The following is a 26,527-nucleotide window of genomic DNA, read 5'->3' as shown; positions in this document are numbered from 1 at the left end:
GATTAGTCCTCCATCACGCCGGCGCGGCCCATAAGGCCCCGGGGACGTGTCAGCAGAATGATGATGGCCACCAGATAGATGACGATTTGGTCGATGCCCGGCAGGATCGCCTTGACCTCGTTCATGGATGCAAAGCCTTGCAGGATGCCCAGCATAAAGCCCGCAAGCACAGCGCCCGGCAGCGATCCCATGCCGCCGACGACGACCACAACGAAGCTAAGTACCAGAAAGTCCATGCCCATATGATAGTTCGGCGACACAATGGGCGCGTACATGGCCCCGGCTAAACCCGCGACAGCGGCGGCAAGGCCGAACATCAGGGTAAAGCGTTTGTCGATGTCGATGCCCAACATGCCCACGGTTTCGCGGTCCGCCATACCGGCGCGGACAACCATGCCGAAGGTGGTGAACTGCAAGAAGGCAAAGACGGCAGCGATGATGATCGCGGAAAAGCCAAAGTACACAAGACGCCAGATCGGATAGACGACCGCGTTCGCCTGAAAGCCGATATAGGTCCCCAAATCGACAGAGCCGCTAAACATCGGCGGGGCAGGCGACTGGATCGGGTTCGCGCCGTAAACGGCGCGGATGATTTCCTGCAGCACGATGGCAAGGCCGAATGTCACAAGGATCTGATCCGCATGGGGGCGCTTGTAGAAGTGCTTGATCAACCCGCGCTCCATCGCCCAGCCGACGAACAGCATGACGGGGATCACAAGGATGATCGACAGCGGCACGGACCAAGCGATCAGGCTTGTCGCGCCCTCTGCGCCAAAGACCGAGGCCAGATAAGGCACCTTGGTTTGCAGCGGATTGCCAAGGAAGTCGGTCTGCGTTGGGTCAATGACCGTATGCGACAGCGACAACAGCCGCTGCATCGTCACAGCGCAGAACGCGCCGATCATGAACAGCGCGCCGTGGGCGAAGTTGACGACGCCAAGGGTGCCGAAGATCAGTGTCAGGCCCAGCGCGATCAGCGCATAGGCCGACCCCTTATCCAGACCATTTAGAATTTGTAGTACGATAGCGTCCATCGGTCCGCTCCTCTTGGGGGGCTCGGGCTGTTTCGTGCGAAAAATTGAGAATGGCGCAGCAGTGGCACCTTGGCGGGGTGGGGCAGGCGACGTGCGCCTGCCCCGAAACCTTGCGCTTATGCGCCCGGGTTACAGTCGCCCAGTGCGCCGCCGGCGAACATGGGGTGATCTTCGGCATACTCGACCTGAGCGCGCAGGGTCTCTTCCACGATTTTCAGAGTGTCGTAGCCGACCATGTTGGCGTTGCCAGATGTCGATGCGACACCTTCCATGACCAACACGTCCTTAAAGCACTGGTGATCAGAGCCGCGATACAGCGTCTGGCCATTGCCCATGCCGTCGAACTCGAAATCTTCGAGCGCTTCGACTACGGCGCAGGGGTTGAACGAACCTGCGCGTGCGACCGCATCTGCATAAAGCAGCGTCTGGACGTAGCAGGTGTGCGCGGCGTTGGACGGCGGGAAGCCGTACTTTTCACCGAACGACTTGACGAAAGCCTTGGTGCCTTCGTCCTGCAGCTGCCAGTTCCAGTTCATCGAGCCGTAGACGCCTTCGATGTTGGAACCTGCACCCTTTGCCATCAGCTCGGAATACAGCGGCACGATGATCTCGAACTGCTTGCCGTTGACCATCTTGTCCTTCAGGCCGAACTGCACAGCTTGGGTCAAAGAGTTGACCATGTCCCCGCCGTAGTGGTTCAGGACCAGAATATCTGCGCCAGAGTTCAGCACAGGCGCGATATAGGACGAGAAGTCACCAGCGCCGACGGGTGTCAGCACGTTCTGTGTGGTTTCCCAGCCCATGGCTTCGGTGGCGGCTGCCATCGATTCCTGCTGCGTCCAGCCCCATGTGTAGTCGGCGGTCAGGTGATAGGCCTTGCGGTCGGTGCCGTAGGCTTTTTCCAGAACCGGCGCGAGGGCGGCTGCGGACATGTAAGCGTTAAAGAAATGGCGGAAGCCATTGGCTTTGCGGTCCTTACCGGTCGTGTCGTTAGAGTGGGTCAGACCCGCCATAAAGATCACGCCAGCGTCTTGGCACAGGCCTTGCACAGCAACAGCCACGCCCGAGGACGAGCCGCCGTTGATCATGATGCAGCCGTCTTTTTGGATCATCGACTGCGCAGCAGCGCGGGCAACGTCGGATTTTGTCTGGGTGTCGCCGGTGACGAAGCCGACCTTTTTGCCCAGAATACCGGTGCCATCCAAGTTCTTCTGGCTAAAGGTGTTCAGCATGCCGCCGTCGCCGATACCGTTCAGGTGCTCGACGGCCAGCTCTTGTGCGCGCAGCTCGTCCAGACCTTCTTCGGCGTAGGGGCCGGTCTGGGGCACGTTAAAGCCGAATGTGACGGTGTCGCCGGTGGGTGCGTTGGTAAAGCCGGTATGGTTTTCGGCCCGCAGGTACGTTGGCAGCATCAGGCCAGCGCCTGTGACAGCCCCGGTCTTCAGCACGCCGCGGCGCGAGAAATTCGATTTGGACATGGGTATCCTCCCTCATGGTTTCTAGGCCGCCGGACCCTCCCGTCCCTTGGCCTGCACTTGACAGCGCTAATGTGATCATGACGTCACGTCCGGTTTTGCACCAACACAGCTTTCAGAAAACTTGACGAATTTGTAAACTAATGCACAAATCCGCCAAAGCGTCTGTAAAGTGGTTTTCGCGCAGGTGCAGCATTGAGCGGCAGGGAGGCGTGGTACATGGACCGGACAGGATCGCGGATCAGGGCAAGGCGGCTGGACGCCAAGATCGCGCAGCGCGATTTGGCGCAAAGCGTTGGGATCTCGGCGAGCTATCTGAACCTGATTGAACATGACCGCCGCCGCATCGGGGGTAAATTGCTGACCCAGCTCGCCGCGGCCCTTGGGTTGGACCCCGCGCTGCTTGCCGAAGGCGCTGACGCCGGACTGGTGGGCCGCATGCGCGCCGCCGCCAGCGCTGCGGATGCCGAAACGGTCGAGGCCGCGCAGACCGCCGATCTGGCCGCCCGCTATCCCGGCTGGGCGCGGCTGATTGCGGCGCAGGCCGATCAGATTGCAGCGCTGCAACAACGCGCGCAGATGCTAGAGGACCGGATTACCCACGATCCGGCGCTTGCGACGGCACTGCACGGCGTCATCTCGGCTGTGACCTCGATCCAGTCCACGGCGGCGATTTTGACGGGCGATGCCAAGGTCGACGCCGATTGGCAGGCCCGGTTTCACCGCAATATTTTCGATGACGCGACGCGGCTGGCGCAGACCTCTGCCGCGCTGATCGCCTATTTCGATGCGCCCGCGAATGCCGCGCCGGTGTCGCTGTCTCCGCTTGAAGAAATGGAGCAGGCCCTGTCGCAAACCGGCTTTTACCGCCCCGCGCAGGAACGCGGCGGGACAGCGACGGCGGATGATCCACAGCTCAGCGCCGGGGCAGCGGGGTTGCTGGCCGATTACGACGCCCGTTATCACGCGGATGCTGTGGCCTTGCCGCTGGCGACGTTTCTGCCTGCGGCAAAGGCTGCCAGCTATGATCCATTGCGGGTCTCCGCTCAAATGGGCCGCCCGCTGGCGCAGGTGATGCGGCGGCTTGCCGCGCTGCCCGCGCAGGACGATGCGCCGCCGCTGGGCCTGCTGATCTGCGATGCGGCCGGGGTCGTGCGTTTGCTCAAATCCGTGCCGGGGGCGGGGTTGTCCCGCGCTGGTTTATGTCCGCTATGGCCGATCTTTACCGCGCTGGGGCAGCCGGGGCGGGCCGTGGCGGCGCAGGCAGTGCTGCCGGGCACGCCGGATGTGCGCCTGACCTGCCACGCGATTGCCGATGTCATCCCGCACCCCGATGGCCCGCATATGCCCCCCCTGATCGAGGCGACGATGCTGCTGCGCTCCGATGACGGCCCCGCCGCCGCCGCCGCGGTCCCTGTCGGCGCAGGGTGCCGCCTGTGCCCGCGCACCAATTGCCCCGCCCGCAGAGAGCCGGCCTCTGTCTCTTTAGCCATCACTCTTTGACTCCCATTGCCGCAGGCGCGATACTCAATGTGTGCGCACCCGGGGAGGGGGACGCACAAACGTGGGGGGAGAGGGAGACCGTATGGCCAGACGAGTTCTGTTGATCGAGGATGAGCCGAATATCATCGAGGCGATCAGCTTTATCCTGTCGCGCGATGGCTTCACCGTGCACACCCACGAGGACGGCGAAACCGCGATGGACAAGGTCCGCGCCCAGCGCCCCGATATGATCATTTTGGATGTCATGCTGCCCGGCAAATCCGGCTTTGATATCTTGCGGGATTTGCGCGCAGAACCTGCCACGGCGACCCTTCCTGTCTTGATGCTGACCGCGCGCGGGCAGGCCAAGGATCGCGAATTGGCCACGCGGCTGGGGGCGGATGTGTTTATGACGAAACCCTTTTCCAACGCCGAGATTTGCGCCCAAGTCCGCGCCCTGATTGGCGAGGATTCCCCCCGCGGCGATGTGGCCCGTGACGCAACCGCCTGACCTGCTGCCCCCCGTGCCGCCGCGCTTGCCGGGCAAACCCAGCCTGTTTCTGGCGCGCGACAGCTATCGCCAACGCCGTCTGCGTGACGCAGCACGAATGCTGCCCGTGCTGGGCACGGTGATCTGGCTGCTGCCGCTGATGTGGCAACGCGCACCAGAGGAAACAGGCGGTATGGCCGCTGCCGTGGTCTTTGTTTTTGCCGGATGGACGCTGCTGATCGTGCTGACCGCGCTGATCGCCCGCAAGCTCCGGCCCGATGACGAAGCGGCTATCGATCCAGATACCGCGCCATGATGTCCTTTAATCAGCTGATCGCGATTGCGCTGGGCTATGTCGCGTTTTTGTTCTTCGTCGCCTTCGCGGCGGAACGGCGGGCCGCACGCGGGCAGGGCGGCTGGCTACGCCTGCCCATCGTCTATACCCTGTCCCTGTCGATCTACTGCACAGCTTGGACATTTTACGGTGCCGTCGGTTACGCGGCGCGATCCGGGCTCGAATTTGTGACGATCTACCTTGGCCCGACCCTTGTGGTGGTCGGCTGGTGGTGGATTTTGCGGCGATTGGTGCGGATCGGGCGGATGCAGCGGATCACGTCCATCGCCGACCTGATCTCCTCTCGATTCGGTAAGTCCACGACCCTTGGCGTGATTGTCACGATCATGGCGATCATCGCGGCGACCCCTTATATCGCGCTGCAATTGCAGTCCGTCACCCAGTCCTTCCAAGTCTTCGCCCGCGCTGGCGGTCAGGATTGGGGCGATGTGGAGCTGAACCGCGCCGCCATCTGGATCGCCATCGGGTTGTGCTTTTTCACCGTCCTTTTCGGCACCCGAAACCTAGACGCGAACGAGCGGCACCACGGCGTCGTCATCGCCATCGCGGTCGAGGCGGTCGTCAAGCTCGTCGCGCTTTTGGCCGTCGGAATCTTTGTCGTCTGGGGCCTGTCCGACGGTGCGGTCGCCATGCTGGCGGAAATCGAGGCGTCCCCGATTTCCGACTGGACCCAATCAGGCAGCCGCTGGGCCGCGTTGATTTTCCTATCAGCCGCCGCCTTCCTTTGCCTGCCACGCATGTTTCAGGTCTTGGTCGTTGAAAACGCCGACGAGCGGCATTTGCAAACCGCCAGCTGGGCCTTTCCGCTGTATCTGATGCTGATGAGCCTGTTTGTCATCCCCATCGCCGTTGTCGGCCTGCGGGTCATGCCAGTCGGGGCGAACCCGGACCTTTTCGTGCTGACACTGCCGCTCAGCCAAGGGCAGCAGGGGCTGGCGACGCTGTCATTCCTTGGCGGGTTTTCATCAGCCACGTCGATGGTGATCGTGGCCACGATTGCGCTGTCGACGATGGTTTCGAACCATATCGTCTTGCCGCTCTGGATGCGCGCAGGCGCGGCCCCCGGTGCGGTGATGTCGGGCGATGTGCGTCAAGTCGTCGTGCTGGCGCGGCGGCTGTCCATCGGCGGTGTGCTGGCGCTGGGCTATCTTTATTTCCGCCTGTCAGGCGGCGGGGCTGCACTGGCGGCAATCGGACTCGTGTCGTTTTCCGGCGTGGTGCAGGTCCTGCCTGCGATGCTGGGCGGCATCTTTTGGCGCGGGGCGACGCGGACAGGGGCGATCCTTGGGCTGACCTCTGGCTTTGCGGTCTGGATCTGGTGCCTGTTCCTGCCCAGCTTTGGCACAGACGCGGTTTTAAGCGCCTCCGTGTCGGCAAATGGCCCGTTTGGATTGGGTTGGCTGCGGCCAGAGGCACTGTTCGGCATCGCGGGCGTGGACCCGGTGCTGCACGGGCTGCTGTGGTCCTTGCTGGTGAACACGGGGCTGTTCTTTGCCGGGTCCGTCTTGTCCTTTCCCAAACCGATCGAGCGTTTGCAAGGCGCGCAATTCGTCAACGTTTTCGATCACTCGGCCAGCGGCCCCGCTTGGACCCGCTCTGCCGCCACGGCCGAAGATTTGTTGATCATGTCCCAGCGTATCCTTGGCGCGTCGCAGGCGCAGGCGATCTTTGCGCGCGCAGCGGTGCGGCAGGGGAAGTCTGATACCCTGCCGGACGTGACCCCCGCTTTTGTTGCCGCGCTGGAACGCGAACTCGCAGGTTCGGTCGGGGCGGCCACGGCCCATGCGATGATCGCGCAGCTGACGCAGGGCGCATCGGTGACGGTGGATGATCTGATCGCGCTGGCGGATGAGACGGCGCAAATCTTGGAATATTCCAACCAGTTGCAGACCAAATCCGCTGAACAAGAACGCACCGCCCGCGCCCTGCGCGAGGCGAACGCCAAGCTGATGCAGTTGTCGGTGCAAAAGGACGCGTTTCTGTCCCAGATCAGCCACGAGCTGCGCACGCCCATGACCTCGATCCGGTCGTTTTCCGATATTCTGCGCATGGGCGATATCAGCCCGCAGGATACCGCCCGCATGGCCGGCATCATCAACGCAGAGGCGCTGCGCCTGACCCGCCTGCTGGACGATTTGCTGGACCTGTCGGTGCTGGAAAACGGGCAGGTCACGCTGCATGTGCAGCGCGGCACGCTGGCGGATTTGCTGGACCGCGCCATCGGGGCTGCCGGTCTCGCCCCGCGCGCGCTGCGCATTGATCGCAGCGGGGCTGCGCAAAAGCTGTGGCTGGAAACTGATTTGGACCGGCTGAGCCAGGTCTTTATCAACCTGATTGCCAATGCGGCGAAGTATTGCAGCGCGCCGGTGCCGGAACTGCGGGTGATCAGTCACGTGGTGGACGGGCGGCAAGTGGTTGATTTCGTGGATAATGGCCGCGGGATCGCTGGGCCTGACCGGGTCGTGATTTTTGAAAAGTTCTCTCGACTTGGCGATTCGTCGCGGGCTGGGGGCGCAGGACTGGGGTTGGCGATCAGCAAAGAGATTATGATCCGGCTTGGCGGTGATGTCGCCTATGTTCCGCAGGCGGCGGGCACCTGTTTTCGCGTGACTTTGCCTGAAATTGCGCCTGCGCCCGTGAAAGAGGGCACTGCAGTGGTCGCATCTTAAGGGTGTAGAAACCTAATTGCGCGACATCTGGGTCATCCCGCTGCGCAGTGGGCCTGACCTGAAAGGATAGCAATGACAACGGCGACCGGATCCGGCGTTCTGCAGCGCATGACACAGCGGCAGCAACCGGATGCACCGGATGTCCCGCTGACCGCATCGCGGGCCGTGCGGCTGGCACTGGCGCGGGGGGCGCAGACCAGTATCGGCCTGCCGGTGACTGTGGGCAGCGTGGCCGAACAGGCCTTGCCGCTGGATGAATTGCTGGCCGAATTCACAGACGAGTTGTTATTGATATCCCTGACGCGGGATGGCGCAATTTGCGGGATTTTGGCCTGCGATGCTGGCCTTGTCGCGGCGGCGATAGAGGTGATGACAACCGGTAAGATCAGCGCAGGTGCGCCGGATACGCGCTCCATTACCAAGACCGAAGGCACACTGGTGCAGCCCTTGCTGCGGGCCCTTCTGGATGAATTAGAAGAGACGACAGCGCGCACATCTTTGGACGGCTGGACGCGGATGGTCGGGCTTGGCCCGCGCTTTACCAGTTGCCGCGCTGCAAGTTTCGACATGACCGACGGCACCTATCGATTGATGCGGATGACGCTGGATTGCGGCGGGCCGGACCGGCAGGGGGTGATGCTGCTGGCGCTGCCGTTGCAGGGTTCGGCGCTGGCCGATACGCAGGCGGCCAGCCCGGATGTCCCCATCGCCGATTGGCACAGCCTTTTGAATGATACGGTCATGACAGCCCCGGCGCGGCTGGACGCGGTGCTGCACCGGATGAAACTGCCGCTGTCGGTGATGACGGGGTTGCAAGTCGGGCAGATTTTACCGCTGCAAGGGTGCACGGTGGGCATGGTGCGGCTTGTCGATCTGAACGGGCGCACCGTGGCGCGCGGGCGGCTTGGGCAGATGGCCGGGCAGATCGCTGTGCGCATCCAAGCCTGCGCCGATATTATCCCGATGACCGAAATGGATGGCGGCGCATCAGATCCGCCGGAACGTGCCATGCGCACCCGTGCGAGCGATATAGCCGCGCCGCAGTTTATGATGGACGACGGCGACGCTGATGGCGAAGAGGAGATGGATTGGTCTGCAGCACCTTTGCCGCTGTCGCTTTAGCGGGGCAGGATCACGCAGGTCCAGCGGGTTGGACCTGCGTGCAGTGCCTTAGCCTAGACGGTCGCGCAGGCCGCTGATGTCATAGCCGCCCGTGGCCGCTGCCGCGATAATGGCGTCCGGGTCCATCTTGCCGGCTTGGCCCAAGGCCCAGACAATCGTGGACCGTGTGCCAGAGGCGCAATAGGCCAGCGTTTTGCCGCTGTCGGCGGCCTGCGCTTGCAAGGCGACCATATCGGCGTTCAGGCCTTGGTGCGTGACCGGGTTGACGACAAAGGTCAGGCCCTCCGCCTCGATCGCGGCGCGCACCGCGTCAGCCTGATGGCTTGGCGGCACTTCTGCATCGGGGCGATTGCAGATGACGGTGACAAAACCCGCCGCCTTGATCGCGCCTGCATCGGCAGGATCGATCTGAGGCGCGGAGGCGTAGGCGGGGGTGATTTGACGAATATCCATGATGCAGGATTACCGCGCCGCCGGGCCCGCGTCTAGCCGCTTGGCGATGGCGGGGGCGACAAGCATGCCCGCGATCATTGCAGCGACAAAGACGATGCCGCCCAAGCCCCCCCAAAACAGCGATGCCATGGCCGGACCGGGGCACAGACCCACCAGCGCCCAGCCCATACCGAACAGCACCGAACCGGTGACCAGCTTTGTGTCTAGCTGGGTGCCGGACTGCACCGGAAACTTTCCGCCCAGCACAGGGCGGCGACCGATTGTCCAACGCCACGCCAGCGCCATTGGCAGGATCGCCCCGCCCATGACAAAGGCCAGCGTCACGTCCCAGTCGCCAAAGAAATCAAGGAATCCCTGCACTTTAGCCGTATCTGTCATGCCTGACAGCAAAAGCCCGGTGCCAAAGATACCGCCCACAAGAAAGCTAACAAGTTTGCGCATCACAGACCTCCGACGATGCTGCGCAGGGCGGCGATGGTGACGGCCCCTGCGCCGATATAGATCAGGGTTGCGATAATCCCGCGCAGGCTGAGCCGGCTGATGCCGCAGACGCCGTGGCCGCTGGTGCACCCGTTCGCCAGCCGAGTGCCGATCCCGACAAGCACGCCTGCCACGACGATCAGCCCCATGTTGGATGTCAGGTGTGTTTGCGCGCCGCCCATGGCCAGCGCGATCACGCCCGGCACCACGATAAGGCCTGCGATCATGGCGAGCCGCTCTCCTGCGTCGCTGCGGCCACTACCGTCCACGAGGCCGCCAAGCAGGCCAGAGGCCCCCATGATCCGCCCGTTCACCAGCAGGAACAGCGCCGCCGCCCCGCCGATCAGCAAACCACCGATCAATCCCATGATCCAATCTATTGGCACAGTGTCGTTCCTTTTCCTTTTGGGCAAAGCCGTTTACCCTTGCAGGGCAGACATCGCCACTTATGCATTTGTTCCCCCGCCGCAAGCCCCGAACCAAAGGCCGAATATGACGCAAACCGACTGGGACACCGCCGACCACGCCGCTGCTGTGCTGAAACGGCTGGCCAACCCGATGCGCCTGCGTCTGCTGCTGGCGTTGCGCGGCGGGCCGCAATCGGTCAGTGTTTTGCAAGTGATGGTCGGTGCCACACAGCCCGCGGTATCGTTACAGCTGCTACGGATGCGCAATGACGGGTTGGTCAGCTGCTACCGCGACGCGGATGACGCGCGCATCATGCTCTATGCCGTGGCAGAGCCGCGCACGCTGGCGCTGCTGGACATGGCCGCAACGATTTAAGCTAGCAATACGCCGACAACGACCATCATCAGTCCCAGCATGGCTGAAAAGAACGCGGCTAGGTTTATCGGCATCTGCTTGGCGATCTGCGCGCGCAGCGCTTCGTCGTCCAAACCGGCGCGTTTGGCCCGGATCACGGCCGTCACAGAATAAAGGACGCCGCACAGGCCCAGTACGGACACGATCGCGCCAGCCCAGATAAGATAGATCATTGCCCATGCCCCCATATATTGCGCGCATCCGCTACCGTGTCAGCCAGCGCCTTGCAAGGGGCGGGGTCAGCGGCTAGGAACAAGCTCGACCCATACCGCGCAGGAGAAACCCGATGTCCGATACACCCCCCAACATCCAGACCGAGAACGTTGCCGGCGAAGAGCTGCGCCAGTTTATCGAGCGGTATGAGCGGCTTGAGGCGGAAAAGAAGGACATCGTCGAAGGCCAGAAAGAGATCATGGCTGAAGCCAAGGGTCGCGGCTATGACGTGAAAGTCCTGCGCAAGATCATTGCCATGCGCAAGCGTGACAAGGACGATCTGGACGAAGAAGAGGCCGTGCTGGAAATGTACATGGTCGCATTGGGCATGAGCTAAGCCATTTGGCTTGGCCGGGCTGCGCATCGCGCGGCCCATTTGCGCTATTGTGATTGCGGCCCGGTCCCGACGTGGGGCGGGCCTGCGCATCAGGGCATGATAAAGGTGACGTCCGGCATCTGCGCGATGCGTAGCACATCTTCGTCATAAGCCGCTGACATATCCTCGATATCCTCTGGCGTCATACCGGGCATATCGACGACTTCTTCCACCTCTTCTGCGATGGCGTATTTGTCCAAGAACGCCGCAATGATGCGCCGCTTTTGCGCATCGTTCGCGGGCGGATGCGCCTGCATGTAGTGCAAAAAGCGGCTCATGCCTTCCTTGGACATGATGGATGCGAGCAGATCAAAGCCGCCCGTGATCTGCACGTCGGGGGTCAGTCCGGCAATGTCGCGCACCAGCTCTGCCCAGATCAGCGGCGTGTCCTCGTTGCACCAGCAGGTCAGCGTCGCCTCTGGTGCGATGCTGCGGATACGGCGCACCAGATCCGACCAGCGCATGTTATGCGGATCAAACCCCTGCATGAACGCGGGAAAGCTATCCGCCTTTGACCGCCGGTAGGCGTCTGGCAAAAAGGTCACCGGATCGCGCAGCGACAGGTAAATATCCAGCTCGTCCTGCGGGAACAGTTGCAGCATGGCGCGCAGTTTGAACTCTGCTTGGCCGTAAAAGGCACCGCCATCGAAAATGCGGTTCGGGATACAGATAAAGTTCGTATTGCTCATCACCAGACGGTTCGGGTCGTCGTCTTCGACAATGGCGTCCAGCAGGATCTGCCGCGTATCGGGGGCGGGGGCTGCGCCATTCAGGTTCTGGATCGTTTCCCGGATCAGGCGGCGATAGGTGCTGGGACCGGGGGCGCTGATATCATTGGCAGCCAAAAGGTCGGCGTTTTTCAGGATCGATTTGAGCAGCAGATCTTCGTCGGTGCAATTGGCCCCGATGTGCAGCGCGATTTCCATGATGGCCCCAAGCAAATGTTCTTGTTGATCTTGGCGCGCAGCATAACGGGAAATCTGGACAGGGGAAACGCTTTCCGGTAGGCGCTGGCCTATGTCAGAGCAAAGCACTCAGGTATTGCCCGCCGCCCGCCGCAAGGCGTGGTTCGATCCGTGGTCCGCAGGGGCGGTCTTGATCGCCTGCGTCGTTTTGGCCCCGCTGGTGGCCGTCGTTTGGTTCGCCCTGACGCCGACGGACAACATCTGGCCACATCTGCTGTCGACCACATTGCCGCGCTACGTGGTGAACACCGGCCTGATGATGCTGGGCACCGGCACCTTGACCGCAGTTGTCGGCACAGCGACGGCTTGGCTGGTTGTAATGTACCGCTTTCCGGGGCGGCGCTGGCTGCAATGGGCGCTGCTGATGCCGCTGGCCGTGCCCGCCTATGTCGGTGCCTATGCGCTGGTTGATTTCCTTGACTACGCAGGTCCGGTGCAAACCGCGCTGCGCAGTACCTTCGGCTGGGCGACGTCCCGCGATTATTGGTTCCCGCAGATCCGCACGCGCGGCGCGGCGATTTTGGTCATTGGCGCCGCGCTTTATCCTTACGTCTACCTGCTGGCCCGCGCCGCGTTCCGCGAACAAGGCGGGGCAGGGTACGAGGTCGCGCGCGCCTTGGGCGCAGGGCCCTTTGCCCGCTTCTGGCGCGTGGGTCTGCCGCTGGCCCGCCCCGCCATCGCTGCGGGCGTAGCTGTCGTGATGATGGAGACCGTGAACGATTTCGGCACCGTCGATTATTTCGCCGTGCAAACGCTAACCACCGGTATTTTCTCGGTCTGGCGGCAGGGAGGTAATCTGGGCGGGGCTGCGCAGCTGGCCTGTGTGATCCTGTCGGTCATCGTGATCCTTGTCGGGTTGGAAAAGACCTCTCGTCGCCGCTCTCGCTTTGCCACATCGGCCCGCAACGTGCGTCCCGTCACGCCGGCGCAGCTGCGCGGGGCAGGGGCCGTTGCTGCGACATTGGCTTGCGTATTGCCCGTGCTGGCGGGCTTTGTGCTGCCCGTCGCTGTTCTGACGTCGCATGCGCTGACGGCAGCGCAATGGACCGCGCCGGGCTTGGCAGAGGCGTTCGGCCGCACGCTGCTGGTCTGCGGGCTGGCAGCGGTTCTGGCCGTGATCGGCGGCGTATTCATGGTCTATGGTACGCGCCTGTCAGGCCGCCGTCTGCCGCAGCTGCTGCTGCCGGTCACAGCGCTCGGCTACGCCGCGCCGGGTGCCGTGCTGGCGCTGGGCATCCTTGTGCCCTTGGCGGCCTTCGATAACGGCCTCGCCGATCTGATCCTGTCCATCACAGGCCGCGATCCCGGTTTGCTGCTGACAGGCAGCGCTGGCGTGCTGATCCTAGCTTACGTCGTGCGCTTCTTTGCGATCGCCGAAGGCACTGCTGACGCAGCCCTCGGCCGCGTCCCCGCTAGCCTGCCCATGGCTGCGCGGTCACTGGGCCGCAGCGCAGGCCAAACACTGCGCGCCGTGCACCTGCCGTTGATTCGCGCCAGCATCGGATCGGCCCTGCTGCTGACCTTTGTCGATGCGGTTAAAGAGCTGCCAGCAACCCTGATGCTGTACAATCACGACACCCTATCGACGCGCGTCTATGCGAAAGCGAGCCTTGAAAATATCGCCGAAGCCGCCCCCGCCGCGCTGGTGATCTGCGGCGTTGGCCTGCTCGCCGTCATTTTGCTGGCCCGCGCGCATAAGTAGGGTCTTGCACCCCTCCCAAAGTGACGTTATTCCGCCCTCAGTGCCCCTATAGCTCAGCTGGTAGAGCAACTGATTTGTAATCAGTAGGTCCGCGGTTCGAGTCCGTGTGGGGGCACCATTTCAACATCAAACCTTATTCGATGACATCTTACTAATCCTTATTTATAAGGGTTTAAGGATATCTCTTTGTCCAAGGCCGTCTTGTGGCGTTTGATGGGATACCCCCAGTTTGGGGATGCCTGTGGGCGTATCTGATTTAGGCCGGATAAATGACACCCTCAGTGATACCTTTATCAAACAAACAGATTCGAAACCTCGAACCGCGCGAAAATTCCTACAAGGTTTCAGCCTTCAAGGACTTGTTCGTGTTGGTGAAGGTCAACGGATCGCGGCTCCTTTAATTCAAATATTGATGGATGGGATAGAACGTCTCTATTCGGTTTGCGTGTATCCAGAGGTCAGCTTGGCTCAGGCGCGGAAAGCGAAGGAAAAAGCGCGGACGATAGTCGCGGCTGGATTGATCCGCATGAGGCCAAACACGAAGAGAAACGCATCCGATTAGATGCGCAGGGCCAAACCTTTGCCAAGATCGGTGAGGCTTTTCTTGCTAAGCAGCGCAAAGAGGCGAAGTCAGCGGTAACGCTTTAAAGACCGAATATCACCTCAAACTAGCAGGCCAAGATTTTGGCCGTAAGCCATTCACCGAAATTACGGCCCCGATGATAGGACGCTGCGCAGGGTAGAAGCCAAGGGCAACTGCCAGGCCGCTCATCGGTTAGGTGCGCGCATCGGGTCGGTGTTTCGCCCTGCGACCACAACGTGCCATTGCCCGATCAAGCGATAGCGCTGATCGAAGAGTTGAGATTGGGAAACGACAGGTGCGGTGCCAGCGACCAAAGTCTGGCCGTTCAACATGTCCACCGGACTCCGAGGCAGGACCCATCCAATCGCCCGTTCCATATGTCGGTCAAATCGTGCCTTGACGATAATCAAACCATTTATGGCCAGCCAGTGCACCTTCCGTAAACGTTTCTCACCTATTCTGCTTTGCACAATACTATTGTCTTCTTTCAGGACCGTTCATGAAAAGCGTTAAAATTAATACTGCGATTGTTGGTATCGTTGCACTGGCTCTCATCACGATGATCTTGATGGTTGCCGCAAGTACCACGCTGTTTATCGTGAACAACCAAGCGACAAAGGAACAGGCCGCCGCAGTCAGTCTTCAGCAGGCGATGGGTCAGATTGATAGGGACCTGTTGCTCGCAAGGCGATCCGAGAAAGACTTTCTGCTCCGTGCGGACGAAAAATACGTGGGTCGTCACAGCGATATCATGAATAACGTGGCGGCGAATATTCAGGATGTGCGCGCTGCGGCTCAGGTGTTGGAGGTGGCTGGTGCCGACGCGAAATTTGACCCGCTTTCGGAGGGGATAAGCGCCTATACAGCAACCTTCGCGCAACTTGTATTGGCGATGAAAACGCTCGGCCTTGATCCATCGGCGGGGTTGCAAGGAGAGCTTCGGAGCGCCGTCCATGAAGTTGAAGAGGCGCTTAAAACCATCGATAACGCGCCTCTAGAGGTTAAGATGTTGATGATGCGGCGCCATGAAAAAGATTTCATCATGCGCCGTGATCCGAAGTACCTTGATCAGTTGAATGCGCGCGTTGCCGAATTCCTCGACATGGCCCCACTCGGGATTCAGTCCGTCGATCAGCGAGCTCAGGTAACGGCGCTGCTGGAAACCTATCAGAATGCATTCGCAGCCTTTGTCGAGGTATCTCTCGAGGAAGCCGAACTGCGTAGCGCGCTCTCCGCGCGTTACGCCGCTGTCGAACCGGTCTTTGAACAGATCAATGGTTTGATCCAAGCTCGGATGGAGGCCGTAAAGGCAGACGCAGTCGAGACAGAAAGAACACTGTTGCTGGCGGCAGGTTTAGCAGTGGCGGCGCTGATCGCAGTCTTTGCAGTGGTCGGCGTAAAGCTCGCTCTATCAATCTCAAAACCTTTGCAGAAACTGGCAGAGGCTATTGGCCATTTGACGGAGGGTCGTCTGGATATTGAAGCAGTCACCTCTAGAATCACCGAAGTTGCATCGATCTCTGGCGCGCTCGAAGTTTTCAGAACAAATGCCGTCGAACGAAACGAACTCAGCCGTCAGGCTGAGGAAGCTAAGCATGCTGCACAAGAAGCGCGTGAGCAAGCTATGCAAGATGACATGGTCAGGGCCGATAAAGAGAAGCAGAAGGCTGAAATCGATCGTCAACGGTTTGTAAAAGAACGGGAAAAGGAGCAACAGATCACGGCGGAGGTCGCAGGTGTGGTTGCGGCCTATGCAAAAGGCGATTTCACGAAACGCCTCAGTGCTCGCGAAAAGGACGGGGTCTTCGCCACTCTCTGCGAGGGAATGAACCAGATTGGTTCCGCAACAGAGGCGAGTCTGGCCGACGTTAAACTTGTCCTTAAGGCATTGGCGGAAGGTGACCTTACCAAACGAATGCCAGAACATCATGAAGGTATTTTTCAGGAAATCGGCAGGACCCTGAACCAAACATCTGAAGTGCTCACCATGATTATCGAGCAGATCGCAACCAGCGGGCACGTGATTGAAGGGTCGTCTCAGGCCGTTTCAACCGCTGCCGATAGAATAGCGCGCAAGGCAGAAGTTTCCGCCGCGTCGCTGGAAGAAACGTCAGCGGCGATCGAAGAGTTGACGGCATTGGTCAAATCAACATCCTCCAGCGCAGTTGAGGCACGCCAGAAGGCGATGACCACACAGCAGGAGGCCCAATCCTGTGCCAAAATTGCGCAGAGCACCGCCAACGCCATGCAAGAGATTGAGAAGTCCTCCGGCGAGATTAGCCAAATCATAAAGGTTATCGATGACATCGCATTTCAGACAAACCTTCTTGCTTTGAACGCTGGTGTGGAAGCCGCACGCGCAGGCGATTCAGGTCGCGGGTTTGCAGTTGTTGCATCGGAGGTGCGCGCTTTGGCGCAACGGTCTTCGGACGCTGCGCGGGAAATCAATGCACTTATTGCGACCAGCGAGTCGCAAGTAAAAACCGGTGTGGAACAGGTGAACAACAGCAACGCTGCGCTGAAAAATATCCTGGTCTCTGTCGAAAGTGTCTCACAGGAGATCAGCAGCATTGCAGAAGCGACTAGCCAACAGACATCAGCGATCTCCGGAATCTCTGTCGTGGTTTCTCAACTTGACCGTGATGTGCAGACGAATGCCGCAAGCCTTGAAGAAACCACCGCTGCAAGCATGGCCCTCCGTCAGGAAGCCTCCGTTCTCGCCACCGAAGTAGCAAAGTTCGATACAGGAAAACCGAGAATTCAGAAAAATGTCGGAAACGTTGTCACGATAGGTAAAAAACCATCTGAAAAGTCGCAGAAACCTGCCCGGGTAGCGGTTGCTTCGTTGGGTGGAGGTGCGCGTGACGAAGGTTGGGATGAATTCTGATGCCAAGCGCGATGATCTACGCCGCAACTTGTTCCAGTTTTGTTTGGCAGCATTGAGGTGAGGTCTGACCTTAGGCATCTATTCTAAGGTGCCCCTTGATCGACCAGAACTGAGTGGGGATCCCGAATGCCAAGATAGGGTACGGGGGGCGGTGTCGGAACGATCATCGAAGCAATAGGTGAAAGCCGCCGGCACATCGGGCATCGGACGGGTGACATTCGCTATGGCGGGCTCTGCGCGCGCATAGTTCAAACGGACAGATCGCAAGCGCGGCTCCCGAACTGAAAGTGGCTTAGACGGGCATTCGGATCGGCACCAAAACAAGGCACGGCCACAATATACGGCTGGCCCACGCTTTGGATGCCGCGCCCGGTTGCAAGCCTCGTTATTCGCAATCATCGCCGTAGCCATGCTGCAGATCTGTGTGGGTTTCGACATCCCGGCTACGACCACAACGAAGGACAACTGCGGCTGCCGTGCGTCGAAATCTTAAGATTGATAAATGCCGGATGACTGGGTTTGGTAACAGGCCTTGCGCAATTCGGGGGCCATGGATGCATTCAACTTGCTGTCCTAATCGACCAAGGCGCGGGTGGCTTTCCAGATCGCGGGCAATTTGCTGCGCAGTGCCATGACTGCGCTGTCATTGCCCTGCTTTGCCGCTGTTTCCATCTCTTTAAGCTGAGTATGCAGCGCGGTTGCGCCAAATACGGCCGCGCTGCCGGCAAATTTGTGGCACTGCGGTGCGAGCGCGGACAGGTCATGCGACGCTGGATCATCCAGCCACAGTATAAACTGTTCAACCTCTTCGACGAAAACGCCAGACATGCGGGCATAGCCACTTTCGCCTAGAATCTCTCGGGTTTCAGCGTTGTGTTCGCTATTCAAAACTTGCGGTGCTGCGGCTTGGGGCGTGGCAGGCTGGACGGCCCCGGTATGGCGGCCCAGCACATCGGCCAAGGCGGCCTTAGTCAGCGGCTTTGTCAGGACGCCGTCCATACCATCGGCCAGAAAGTTTACCTGCTCTTCCTGCATCGCATTCGCGGTCAGGGCAATAATTGGCGTGTGCGCCGACGGACCCGTGCCGCGCCGGATCGCGCGGGTGGCGGTGCGGCCATCCATCACGGGCATGCTGATATCCATTAAGATCAGGTCAAACCGCCGCGACAGTGCTGCCGTGACGCCCGCGCGGCCATCATTTGCCTCGGTCACGCGGTGGCCACCTTTTTCCAACATGTCGCGCACGACGGTGCGGTTAATCTCGTTATCCTCGACGACCAAAACCTGCAAAGGCCGTATCGGACGCGCCGCCGGCGGGGGCAGGGCGGGCTGCCGTTGCACCGGCTGCGCCGCTGAAACGGGAAGGCGCACCCAAAATGTACTGCCGCTGCCAAGGACGCTTTCGACCCCGATTTGTCCGTTCATTGCAGAGACAAAGCGCTTGGCGATGCTAAGCCCAAGCCCAGTGCCGCCCACATCCCGGTCATAGGCCGTATTACCGGTCACGAAATCATCAAAAACCCGGCCCGCCAGATCGGCGGACATGCCAGGACCGGTGTCGCTGATGGTAAAGCCAAGCTGAATCACATCGCCGTCAGGCTGCGCGGCCACAGTCAGTGTGACGTTGCCATTGCGCGTGAATTTCACGGCGTTGCCGATCAGATTCAGCAGGACATGCTGCAGGCGGTCGGGATCAGACTTGATCCAATTCTGCGGTGCCCCGTCCCAGCCCCAGCTGAGGGTGGTTTGGTTCGCACCCGCCATGCTGGTCTGGCTGTCGATGATGTCTTGCAACAGCACAGACAAATCCATCGGTTCTGACTTGGTCGTCATTTTGCCCGCATCATAGCGCGTGATGTCGAGCACGTCAGAGATATGCCGCATCAAAAGCCGGCCAGAGGTGTCCATATTGCGCACATACCGGGACTGGCTTTGTGTCAGTTCTGTTTCGCTCATCAGTTCAAGGTTGCCCAGCAACCCGTTCAGCGGGGTGCGGATTTCGTGACTCATGGTGGCTAGAAACTCGGTCTTAAGCTTGGCCCCTGCAACTGCGGCATCGCGGGCCGCGACAAGTTCAACCTCATCAGCCACGCGCTTTGTGATGTCGCGTAGAAAGGCGATTAAAATCTCGCCTTCAGTCGTGATTGAAGAGTGGATCGCCATTTCAATTGGGAATAGTTCCCCATTTGCACGCAGCGCTTCCAGTTGCACCCGGCCTTTGCCCACTACGGCCTTTTTGCCGCCATTGCGCATCCGCTCCATGCCTGCGTAATGCACGTCGCGCAGTTTGGGCGGCACGATGACTGTTGCTAGATCTCGACCAACGACGTCTTCGGCGAAATAGCCAAAGATCGCCTCTGCTGCGGGGCTGAAGGTCAAAATGCTGCCCTGCGCATCAATGACGATGACCCCGTCCAAGGACGACGAAATGATCGCATTCATCCGCGTAGAAGTCTGATGCTGCTGATGCTCTCTTCTGGTCAGGGCGCGCAGCAATCGGTTCAGGTAAAGCACTGCAACCGCAAGCACCCCGATCAAGATCGCCAACACGGCGGCCAGTTCAATCATCGTGGCCGCGACCGCACTGCGCTGCTTGTCCGAAGCGGTGGCAAATAAATCCAGCCCGCCATTCGACAGATCCCGCACGTCGCGGCGCGTTTGTATGGATGATTGTCGCAGGTCCGGTAGGGCGGCTAGCAGTGCCGCATCATCGCCGTCGATCAGCGGCACGCTAAGGCGCAGAAAAGTCTGAACCGCATCCAAAGAGGTTTGAAAATGTTCGTCATCGCGCAGCTCTTCAAAGACCGTCGCCTGCAGCACAGTTGTGATCCGACTATAAAAGATGTCGAACCGCTGTCGCACATTTGCCAAATCAACGGGCAATTCAGCCAGAGTCTTGCTGAACTCCAGGAACTCAACCTCTGTCTGTGACAGCTGCCATTGTACGTTGTCAGAATTGGCAGAGCCCAGCAGGCGTATCTCTTTTGTGACGCTGAACGCCAAGAAGATAATCGCAGAAAAAGCCAACAGACCGGACAACACTGCAAAGGTGCGCCCGGCCTTGTTGCGTTGTTTGGACTTCATGGCCAAGTAGGTTAAATCCCGATTGGACATGATGCGTCCTGCAATCAGCTTAGCGTATCACTTCGATCCGGTCCAATTGCCAAATGCTGCGCGAGTACACAACCTCAGAGCGATAGTCCTTGTTCGAATCGTAGGGGTAAACGATCCACAGCGGACCCTTGTCTCGGACCGACATTTCTTGGCCATTCATCAGAACGGCGATGATCGGCCCGCCCTCGACAGCGTCAGATACTGGGATTTCAACAGTATAGTCGTTAATCGCGGTCGCCAATATCTTGCCTTCGGTCAAGCCCAGCAGTTCGGCAAGCGCAGCCAATGACGTTCCTTCATAGGTTTGGATGCCGTCGGACCAAATGGTTGTCGTTTCAAACGATGTCATACCAAGCGCAGCAAGCTGTTCGCGGTCAAGTTGTAGGGTGTCGCCAACATTCGTCACATCGATATCGCCCGAGACCGTCAACAGGACGTCGCCCTGCGGTGCGGCCATATCCTCTGCCAGCGCGGCGGTGGCACAGGCCAGTGCAAGGCTTGCGCCCATAGCTGTATTCAGAACCATTTTAAGCATCGCTACATCCTTTTACATCATGAGAAAACTATACCGATAGCCCGTTAGTTCCGCATGCGGTCATTGGGATAGCCGGCTATCCTTTCGGATAGGTTAACCGTGGATGACCTACGCTATCATGGCCGCTGCGCTAGATGCTGTCATCGGGCCAGACATCAGTTTCGGTATCCTTCGCCTTTAAGGCGAGACGGGTGATATGTAGAATTAGCATAAGGCTGTGCCGCCCGCCTACGCCAAATAAAGCCAAATGCAATTGGATCGCAGATAGATTTTCGCATCATATCTGGCTGTATTCTTTACGCTTCGCAAATGGGGCTGAGTTCTATTCATATGGCGTATATTCATTGCGATCGCATTTTGCGGTGAAAAACGGCGATGTCTGGTGCAGGCCATTGGGCAGGGCAGTGTCCGAACGGGTTATCGTCAGGCAATGCGATGTCTGTTAGAGGTATCTCAGGCTAGTAAAGGTATCCATAATAGTTAAAGTTGTCGAAAATTTTTGCGAAAATCGCGCCAGTAAATGGCATACTGACAGCCAAAGACATGACTAGGGATAGCGCATGAGAGTATTGATCGCCGACGACCATGACCTTTTGCGCGATACGCTGGTGATGTTTCTGCAATCCCAGGGCGGCATGGAAACCGCATCCGTCGGCACCTTTGGCGAAGCCTGCGCGCGGATCGAGGCGGACGCGCCCTATGATCTGGTGCTGCTGGACTACAACATGCCCGGCATGAACGGGCTGAACGGCTTGCGCACCGCGATTGCGATGGGGGGCGGCCAGCGTGTCGCGCTAATCTCTGGCGAGGCGACGCGCCAGATCGCCGAAGACGCGCTAGAGGCTGGCGCCGCTGGCTTTGTGCCGAAATCGCTGCCTGCCAAGTCCCTTATTAACGCCGTCAAATTCATGGCTATGGGCGAACAATACGCGCCCATCGAATTTATGACCGCTGTGGACGATGTCACCTCTAACCCATTGGCGGAAAAACTGACCGCGCGCGAATTGCAGGTCCTCAAGGGTCTGACAGAGGGTAAATCCAACAAGGAAATCGCCCGCGATCTGGATGTGCTAGAGCCGACGGTCAAGCTGCATGTCAAAACGCTGTATCGCAAAATCGGTGCTGCCAATCGCACCCAAGCGGCCATGATTGCGCGCGAAGCAGGGCTGTACTGACCCAATCGTACCCGCAAAATGGTGCAATTGCCGTCGGCGACTGGCGCAACTGCCTGAAATAGTGGCACCTGCACTTTTTATGGGCCAAATAATCGCGCAAACCGTTGCCAATCGCCGGCGCCTCTGGTGACGCTGCCCCTATGCAGCGCCGCTTGAAAATCACCATCGTTGAAAGCGACCCGGCCCGCGCCGCCTTGATCGAACAAAGCCTGCTGCGCGCGGGGGAATACGAGCTGACGACCGTCACCGATATGACCCGGCTGACCGCGTCAATCGCCGCGCACAACCCCGATATCGTGCTGATTGACCTTGATAACCCGTCGCGCGATGCGCTCGAGGCGCTGACGCTTGCCTCTGCCCCGCTGGAACGTCCCGTCGCGCTGTTTGTCGACCAAAGCGACGCCGACCTGACGCGCTTGGCGATCGAGGCAGGGGTGTCCGCCTATGTTGTCGACGGGCTGCGCGCCGACCGGCTCAAGCCGATCATCGACGCCGCCATTGCGCGGTTCAGCATGTTCCGCCAGATGCGTACTGAACTGGCCACCACCAAACGCGCGCTAGAAGAGCGCAAAGTCATCGACCGCGCCAAGGGCCTGTTGATGAAGGCCAAAGGCATCGACGAAGATGCCGCCTATAACTTGCTGCGCCGCGCCGCGATGGACCAAGGCCGCAAGGTCATCGACGTAGCAGAGGCGCTGGTGTCCACGGCGGGGCTGCTGTCGTGACCACGCATTTGCCCGTCGGCTTTCTGCCCCTGATTGACGCAGCCCCGCTGATCGTCGCCCGTGAAATGGGCTTTGACCGCGCCGAAGGCGTCACGCTTGATCTGCGCCGCGCCCATTCGTGGTCGGCGCTGCGTGATATGGTGTCTTTCGGCCAAGTCATGGCGGCGCAGATGCTTGCCCCCATGCCTGTCGCCACCGCGCTGGGCCTCAGCGGGGCAGGGGGACCGCTCGCGGCTGTGGCTGTACTGTCGACCAATGGCGAAGTGATCGGCGTCAGCCGCCGGATCGAAGAGCGCCTGCGCGCCAATGGCCACGGTTTTGATTTCCACGATGCCCGCGCCGCAGGGCTCGCCTTGATCGCCGCCGCAAATGGCCCGCTGCGTATTGGCGTGCCGTTCCCGTTTTCGATGCATGCCGAACTGCTGTATCACTGGCTGACCGCGCTGGGCCTGCCTGCGCCTGCCGGCGTTGATATCCGCACCGTGCCGCCGCCCTTGATGGCCGCCGCACTCGCCGCCGAAGAACTCGACGCCTTTTGTGTCGGAGAGCCTTGGGGCTCTATGGCGGTTGAAAACGGCTCTGGCGCTTTGCTGCTGCCCGGTGCCGCGATCTGGCCCGGTGCGCCGGAAAAGGTGCTTGGCGTGCGGGCTGATCTGGCCGATACCGCGCCAGAGCCGCTGTGCGGCCTGATCCGCGCGCTGTGGCGGGCGGGCGAATGGCTGGCCGACCCATCCCATCGCACCAGCGCCTGCGCCATGCTGTCGGGCCGCGATTATCTAGAGGTGCCGGACGAAGTCATCGACCGCGCCTTGTCCGGTCATCTGACAATCACGCCGCGCGGTGACAGCCGCAGCGTGCCCGGCTTCGTCGATTTCACCCGCTATACCCCCCAGCCGCAGCACGCGGCTTGGATCGGCACGCAGCTGGCCGCCCGCATGGGATTGGACCGCACCAGCGCCCGCGCGGCGGCTGTGGCGACCTTCCGCACCGATCTGCATAGCCAGATCGTCCACGCGATTCCCGGCTACCAGATGCGCCCCAGCGGCTTTGCCCGTTCGTTTGATGGGCAGGATTTCAGCGCCGACCTGCCAGAGTGATGCAAAAAGCGGCACTCTTATGCCGCGATGCAGAAAATCACGCTGCAGTTGCACCTAAGCCCGCATTCACTGTTGTTTCGCCGCCAAAGCGCCGCCTAACCTAAGTTCATAGGCAGACAATGGCGTCCGCCTGACCCCATTCCCAAGTCCGGGTTACCCGAGCAAAGCCGCTCGACCCTTTATGCCAATGCATGAAGTTGGTCAGCGGCTATTTTTGTTTGTCTGGGACGTCTTTCCACCGCGCTCCAGATCCATCGCAAGGAAATCGACATGAGAAAACTACTCTGCAGCCTGATGGCAACCACGATGATCGCCAGCCCGGCCTTTGCCGAAATGCTGGAGCTTGAGAAGGACGAGCTGACCTTCGGCTTTATCAAGCTGACCGACATGGCGCCGCTCGCCATCGCCTACGAGAATGGGTATTTCTTGGACGAAGGTCTGTTTGTCACGCTCGAAGCGCAGGCCAACTGGAAGGTTCTGCTCGACGGCGTTATCGGTGGTCAACTGGACGGCGCACATATGCTGGCCGGTCAACCGCTGGCAGCAACCATCGGTTACGGTACCGAAGCGCACATCATCACGCCCTTTTCCATGGACCTGAACGGCAACGGCATCACCGTGTCGAACACCGTGTGGGAGGCGATGAAGCCAAACATCCCAACGGATGCCGACGGCAAACCGCAGCACCCGATCAGCGCCTCTGCACTGGCCCCCGTCGTCGAAAGCTACAAAGCGGCTGGCAAGCCCTTCAACATGGGCATGGTGTTCCCGGTTTCCACCCACAACTACGAATTGCGTTACTGGCTGGCCGCTGGCGGTCTGAACCCCGGCCAATATACGCCCGCTGACACCACCGGCACCATCGGCGCTGATGTCATGCTGTCCGTCACCCCGCCGCCGCAGATGCCCGCTACGATGGAAGCCGGCACAATCGACGGTTACGCCGTGGGCGAGCCGTGGAACCAGCAGGCCGTCGTCAAAGGCATCGGTGTGCCGGTCATTACCGATTACGAGCTGTGGAAGAACAACCCTGAAAAAGTATTCGGCATCACCGACGCCTTTGCCGAAGAAAACCCAAATACCACGCTGGCCCTGACCAAGGCGCTGATCCGCGCGGCAATCTGGCTGGATGAAAACGACAACGCCAACCGCGCCGAAGCGGTCTCGATCCTGGCGCGCCCCGAATACGTCGGCGCTGACGCCGAGGTCATCGCGGCGTCCATGACCGGTACCTTCGAATACGAGCCCGGCGATGTGCGCGATGTGCCCGATTTCAACGTGTTCTTTCGCTACAACGCGACCTATCCGTTCTATTCCGACGCCGTTTGGTACCTGACCCAGATGCGCCGCTGGGGCCAGATCGCTGAACCCAAAGACGACGCTTGGTTCGATGAAACCGCAAAGTCCGTCTACCGTCCGGACATCTACCTTGAAGCCGCCCGCATGCTGGTCGACGAAGATCTGGCGGCAGAGGCTGACTTCCCATGGGATAGCGACGGCTACAAAGCCCCGACACCCGCCGCCGACATCATCGACGGCATCCCCTACGACGGCAAAACCCCCAACGCCTATATCGACAGCCTGCCGATTGGCCTGAAGTCCGGCGACATCGCTGGTTGATGCCACATGCCGTCCCGCCGCGCTGGCGGGACGGCACTGCCCCCTGATCCCACCCACGGAGCCACGCCATGACCGTCGTCGATCCCGATCACATCCAAGCCCAGCACCGCGAAGCCCGCCGCGCCGTCTGGTTCACCCGCATCAACAAGGCCGACGCCTGGTTTTCCGTCCTTGGCCTTGCTTGGGTGACGCCAATGCTCAAGGCGGCTGCAGGGGATAACCCCCGCGCGCAGGGCAAAGAAATCTGGCGCTTGCTGGGCGTGCCCCTGCTGTCCATCGCGATTTTCCTGATGCTGTGGTCGGCGCTGGCACCCAAGGTCGTCACGTCCCTTGGCGCGATCCCCGGCCCGGTCGCCGTCTGGCAAGAGGCAAAGGGCCTGCACGCCGACGCAGTGGTGAAATGGGAAAAAGAGGCTGTGTTCACCGACCGCCTTGACCAGCGTAACCAGCGCCTGATCGACGCGGGCCGCGGCGACGAAGTGAAAGAGATCGCATATACCGGATCGCCGACCTACTACGGGCAGATCTGGACCTCGATCAAGACGGTGTTCTTCGGCTTCCTGATCGCATCCGCCATCGCCATCCCCCTTGGCATTGCGGCGGGCCTGTCGCCCACAGCCAATGCGGCGCTGAACCCGCTGATCCAGATCTTCAAACCGGTCTCTCCCCTTGCGTGGTTGCCCATCGTCACGATGGTCGTCAGCGCGGTCTATGCCACCAACGACGGCTTTTTCTCTAAATCCTTCCTCGTGTCTGCCATCACCGTGACGCTCTGCTCGCTCTGGCCGACGCTGATCAACACGGCGCTGGGCGTGGCGTCCATTGACCGCGACCTGATTTCCGTCAGCCGCGTGCTGAAAATGGGCCCCTACGCCAAGATCACCAAACTGGTGCTGCCGTCCGCCTTGCCGCTGATCTTTACCGGATTGCGCCTGTCGCTGGGCGTGGGCTGGATGGTGCTGATCGCCGCTGAAATGCTGGCGCAGAACCCGGGCCTTGGCAAATTCGTCTGGGACGAATTCCAGAATGGATCTTCCCAATCGCTGGCGCGGATCATCGTTGCGGTGCTGACCATCGGCATCATCGGCTTCCTGCTCGACCGGGTCATGTTCGCGATGCAGTCCTTCTTTACCTTCTCAGCGCAGCGGTGATG

At 60.3% G+C, this 26,527-nt stretch carries 23 protein-coding genes and 1 tRNA gene; 15 read left to right on the top strand and 9 right to left on the bottom strand.

Features of this window, described 5'->3' with window-relative positions; all coding sequences use genetic code 11:
- Positions 1–2: 2 nt before the first annotated feature.
- The gene (locus tag BM131_RS00980; RefSeq protein ID WP_090184282.1) at positions 3–1,034 is read right to left on the bottom strand and encodes a branched-chain amino acid ABC transporter permease; all 1,032 of its coding nucleotides are present in this window, start codon (positions 1,032–1,034) and stop codon (positions 3–5) included.
- 116 nt (positions 1,035–1,150) lie between these two features.
- On the bottom strand, positions 1,151–2,512 hold the full coding sequence (locus BM131_RS00975; RefSeq protein WP_090184279.1) for a substrate-binding protein: 1,362 nt from the start codon (positions 2,510–2,512) through the stop codon (positions 1,151–1,153).
- A 216-nt stretch (positions 2,513–2,728) separates the two neighbouring features.
- Between BM131_RS00975 and BM131_RS00970 the strand changes: the two genes are divergently transcribed.
- The 5 genes from BM131_RS00970 (at position 2,729) to BM131_RS00950 (ending at position 8,627) form a co-directional block, all read left to right on the top strand.
- Positions 2,729–4,012 (top strand): helix-turn-helix domain-containing protein, encoded by a 1,284-nt coding sequence (locus tag BM131_RS00970; protein WP_090184276.1) that lies wholly within the window; start codon positions 2,729–2,731, stop codon positions 4,010–4,012.
- Positions 4,013–4,094: 82 nt separating this feature from the next.
- Entirely contained in the window at positions 4,095–4,502 is a 408-nt protein-coding gene (locus BM131_RS00965) for a response regulator transcription factor (RefSeq protein ID WP_090184273.1), read from the top strand.
- Positions 4,486–4,797 (top strand): hypothetical protein, encoded by a 312-nt coding sequence (locus BM131_RS00960; protein ID WP_245754093.1) that lies wholly within the window; start codon positions 4,486–4,488, stop codon positions 4,795–4,797. Before BM131_RS00965 ends, BM131_RS00960 begins: the two co-directional genes overlap by 17 nt.
- Positions 4,794–7,505 carry an ATP-binding protein gene (locus tag BM131_RS00955; RefSeq protein WP_090184270.1) on the top strand — a complete coding sequence of 904 codons (2,712 nt, stop codon included), beginning with the start codon at positions 4,794–4,796 and terminating at the stop codon, positions 7,503–7,505. Before BM131_RS00960 ends, BM131_RS00955 begins: the two co-directional genes overlap by 4 nt.
- Positions 7,506–7,577: 72 nt before the next feature.
- Positions 7,578–8,627 (top strand): FliM/FliN family flagellar motor switch protein, encoded by a 1,050-nt coding sequence (locus BM131_RS00950; RefSeq protein WP_090184267.1) that lies wholly within the window; start codon positions 7,578–7,580, stop codon positions 8,625–8,627.
- A gap of 48 nt (positions 8,628–8,675) precedes the next feature.
- Here the strand turns inward: BM131_RS00950 and BM131_RS00945 are convergent, their stop codons facing one another.
- The 3 genes from BM131_RS00945 to BM131_RS00935 are packed head-to-tail and all read right to left on the bottom strand — an operon-like array spanning position 8,676 to position 9,946.
- Positions 8,676–9,080 carry a protein tyrosine phosphatase family protein gene (locus tag BM131_RS00945; RefSeq protein WP_090184263.1) on the bottom strand — a complete coding sequence of 135 codons (405 nt, stop codon included), beginning with the start codon at positions 9,078–9,080 and terminating at the stop codon, positions 8,676–8,678.
- A 9-nt stretch (positions 9,081–9,089) separates the two neighbouring features.
- Positions 9,090–9,521 (bottom strand): DUF6691 family protein, encoded by a 432-nt coding sequence (locus BM131_RS00940; protein ID WP_090184260.1) that lies wholly within the window; start codon positions 9,519–9,521, stop codon positions 9,090–9,092.
- Positions 9,521–9,946 carry a YeeE/YedE family protein gene (locus BM131_RS00935; RefSeq protein WP_090184258.1) on the bottom strand — a complete coding sequence of 142 codons (426 nt, stop codon included), beginning with the start codon at positions 9,944–9,946 and terminating at the stop codon, positions 9,521–9,523. Before BM131_RS00935 ends, BM131_RS00940 begins: the two co-directional genes overlap by 1 nt.
- A gap of 106 nt (positions 9,947–10,052) precedes the next feature.
- On the opposite strand from BM131_RS00935, the gene BM131_RS00930 reads away from it, so the two are divergent.
- Complete coding sequence (locus BM131_RS00930) at positions 10,053–10,343, top strand: ArsR/SmtB family transcription factor (RefSeq protein ID WP_090184255.1); 291 nt, start codon at positions 10,053–10,055, stop codon at positions 10,341–10,343.
- Here the strand turns inward: BM131_RS00930 and BM131_RS00925 are convergent.
- Positions 10,340–10,555, bottom strand: coding sequence for a hypothetical protein (locus tag BM131_RS00925; RefSeq protein WP_175499115.1), 216 nt, complete (start codon positions 10,553–10,555; stop codon positions 10,340–10,342). The genes BM131_RS00930 and BM131_RS00925 overlap by 4 nt on opposite strands.
- Before the next feature lie 113 nt (positions 10,556–10,668).
- Here BM131_RS00925 and BM131_RS00920 point away from each other — a divergent pair, with 113 nt between their 5' ends.
- A complete protein-coding gene (locus BM131_RS00920) occupies positions 10,669–10,932 on the top strand; it encodes a DUF2312 domain-containing protein (protein WP_090184252.1) in 264 nt (87 codons plus the stop codon).
- A gap of 89 nt (positions 10,933–11,021) precedes the next feature.
- Here BM131_RS00920 and BM131_RS00915 read toward each other — a convergent pair whose 3' ends face one another.
- Positions 11,022–11,897, bottom strand: coding sequence for a hypothetical protein (locus BM131_RS00915; RefSeq protein ID WP_090184249.1), 876 nt, complete (start codon positions 11,895–11,897; stop codon positions 11,022–11,024).
- A 91-nt stretch (positions 11,898–11,988) separates the two neighbouring features.
- On the opposite strand from BM131_RS00915, the gene BM131_RS00910 reads away from it, so the two are divergent.
- The 3 genes from BM131_RS00910 to BM131_RS00900 all read left to right on the top strand — a co-directional run bounded on the left by BM131_RS00910 (position 11,989) and on the right by BM131_RS00900 (position 17,108).
- Positions 11,989–13,638, top strand: a complete 1,650-nt coding sequence (locus BM131_RS00910) for an ABC transporter permease (protein WP_090184246.1) — start codon at positions 11,989–11,991, stop codon at positions 13,636–13,638.
- A 42-nt stretch (positions 13,639–13,680) separates the two neighbouring features.
- Positions 13,681–13,756 (top strand) — tRNA-Thr (locus BM131_RS00905).
- 964 nt (positions 13,757–14,720) lie between these two features.
- A complete protein-coding gene (locus BM131_RS00900; protein ID WP_090184243.1) occupies positions 14,721–17,108 on the top strand; it encodes a methyl-accepting chemotaxis protein in 2,388 nt (795 codons plus the stop codon).
- Positions 17,109–17,681: 573 nt separating this feature from the next.
- Here the strand turns inward: BM131_RS00900 and BM131_RS00895 are convergent.
- Both BM131_RS00895 and BM131_RS00890 read right to left on the bottom strand, forming a co-directional pair.
- Positions 17,682–20,222, bottom strand: a complete 2,541-nt coding sequence (locus BM131_RS00895; RefSeq protein WP_245754092.1) for a hybrid sensor histidine kinase/response regulator — start codon at positions 20,220–20,222, stop codon at positions 17,682–17,684.
- Positions 20,223–20,241: 19 nt separating this feature from the next.
- Positions 20,242–20,757, bottom strand: a complete 516-nt coding sequence (locus tag BM131_RS00890) for a putative pterin-binding protein (RefSeq protein ID WP_342713928.1) — start codon at positions 20,755–20,757, stop codon at positions 20,242–20,244.
- 560 nt (positions 20,758–21,317) lie between these two features.
- On the opposite strand from BM131_RS00890, the gene BM131_RS00885 reads away from it, so the two are divergent.
- The 5 genes from BM131_RS00885 (at position 21,318) to BM131_RS00865 (ending at position 26,525) form a co-directional block, all read left to right on the top strand.
- Entirely contained in the window at positions 21,318–21,932 is a 615-nt protein-coding gene (locus BM131_RS00885; RefSeq protein ID WP_090184240.1) for a response regulator transcription factor, read from the top strand.
- A 140-nt stretch (positions 21,933–22,072) separates the two neighbouring features.
- Complete coding sequence (locus BM131_RS00880) at positions 22,073–22,657, top strand: ANTAR domain-containing response regulator (RefSeq protein WP_090184236.1); 585 nt, start codon at positions 22,073–22,075, stop codon at positions 22,655–22,657.
- Positions 22,654–23,754: an ABC transporter substrate-binding protein gene (locus BM131_RS00875; RefSeq protein ID WP_090184233.1), complete on the top strand. Its 1,101-nt coding sequence runs from the start codon at positions 22,654–22,656 to the stop codon at positions 23,752–23,754. Before BM131_RS00880 ends, BM131_RS00875 begins: the two co-directional genes overlap by 4 nt.
- 270 nt (positions 23,755–24,024) lie before the next feature.
- Complete coding sequence (locus BM131_RS00870) at positions 24,025–25,374, top strand: CmpA/NrtA family ABC transporter substrate-binding protein (RefSeq protein WP_090184230.1); 1,350 nt, start codon at positions 24,025–24,027, stop codon at positions 25,372–25,374.
- Positions 25,375–25,442: 68 nt separating this feature from the next.
- On the top strand, positions 25,443–26,525 hold the full coding sequence (locus BM131_RS00865) for an ABC transporter permease (RefSeq protein ID WP_090184228.1): 1,083 nt from the start codon (positions 25,443–25,445) through the stop codon (positions 26,523–26,525).
- The last annotated feature ends 2 nt before the right edge of the window (positions 26,526–26,527 follow it).

Source organism: Loktanella salsilacus, assembly GCF_900114485.1.
GTDB classification, from domain to species: Bacteria; Pseudomonadota; Alphaproteobacteria; order Rhodobacterales; family Rhodobacteraceae; genus Loktanella; species Loktanella salsilacus.
Note: the sequence above shows the minus strand (reverse complement) of the source record. Positions and strands in the feature narration are given on the sequence as shown.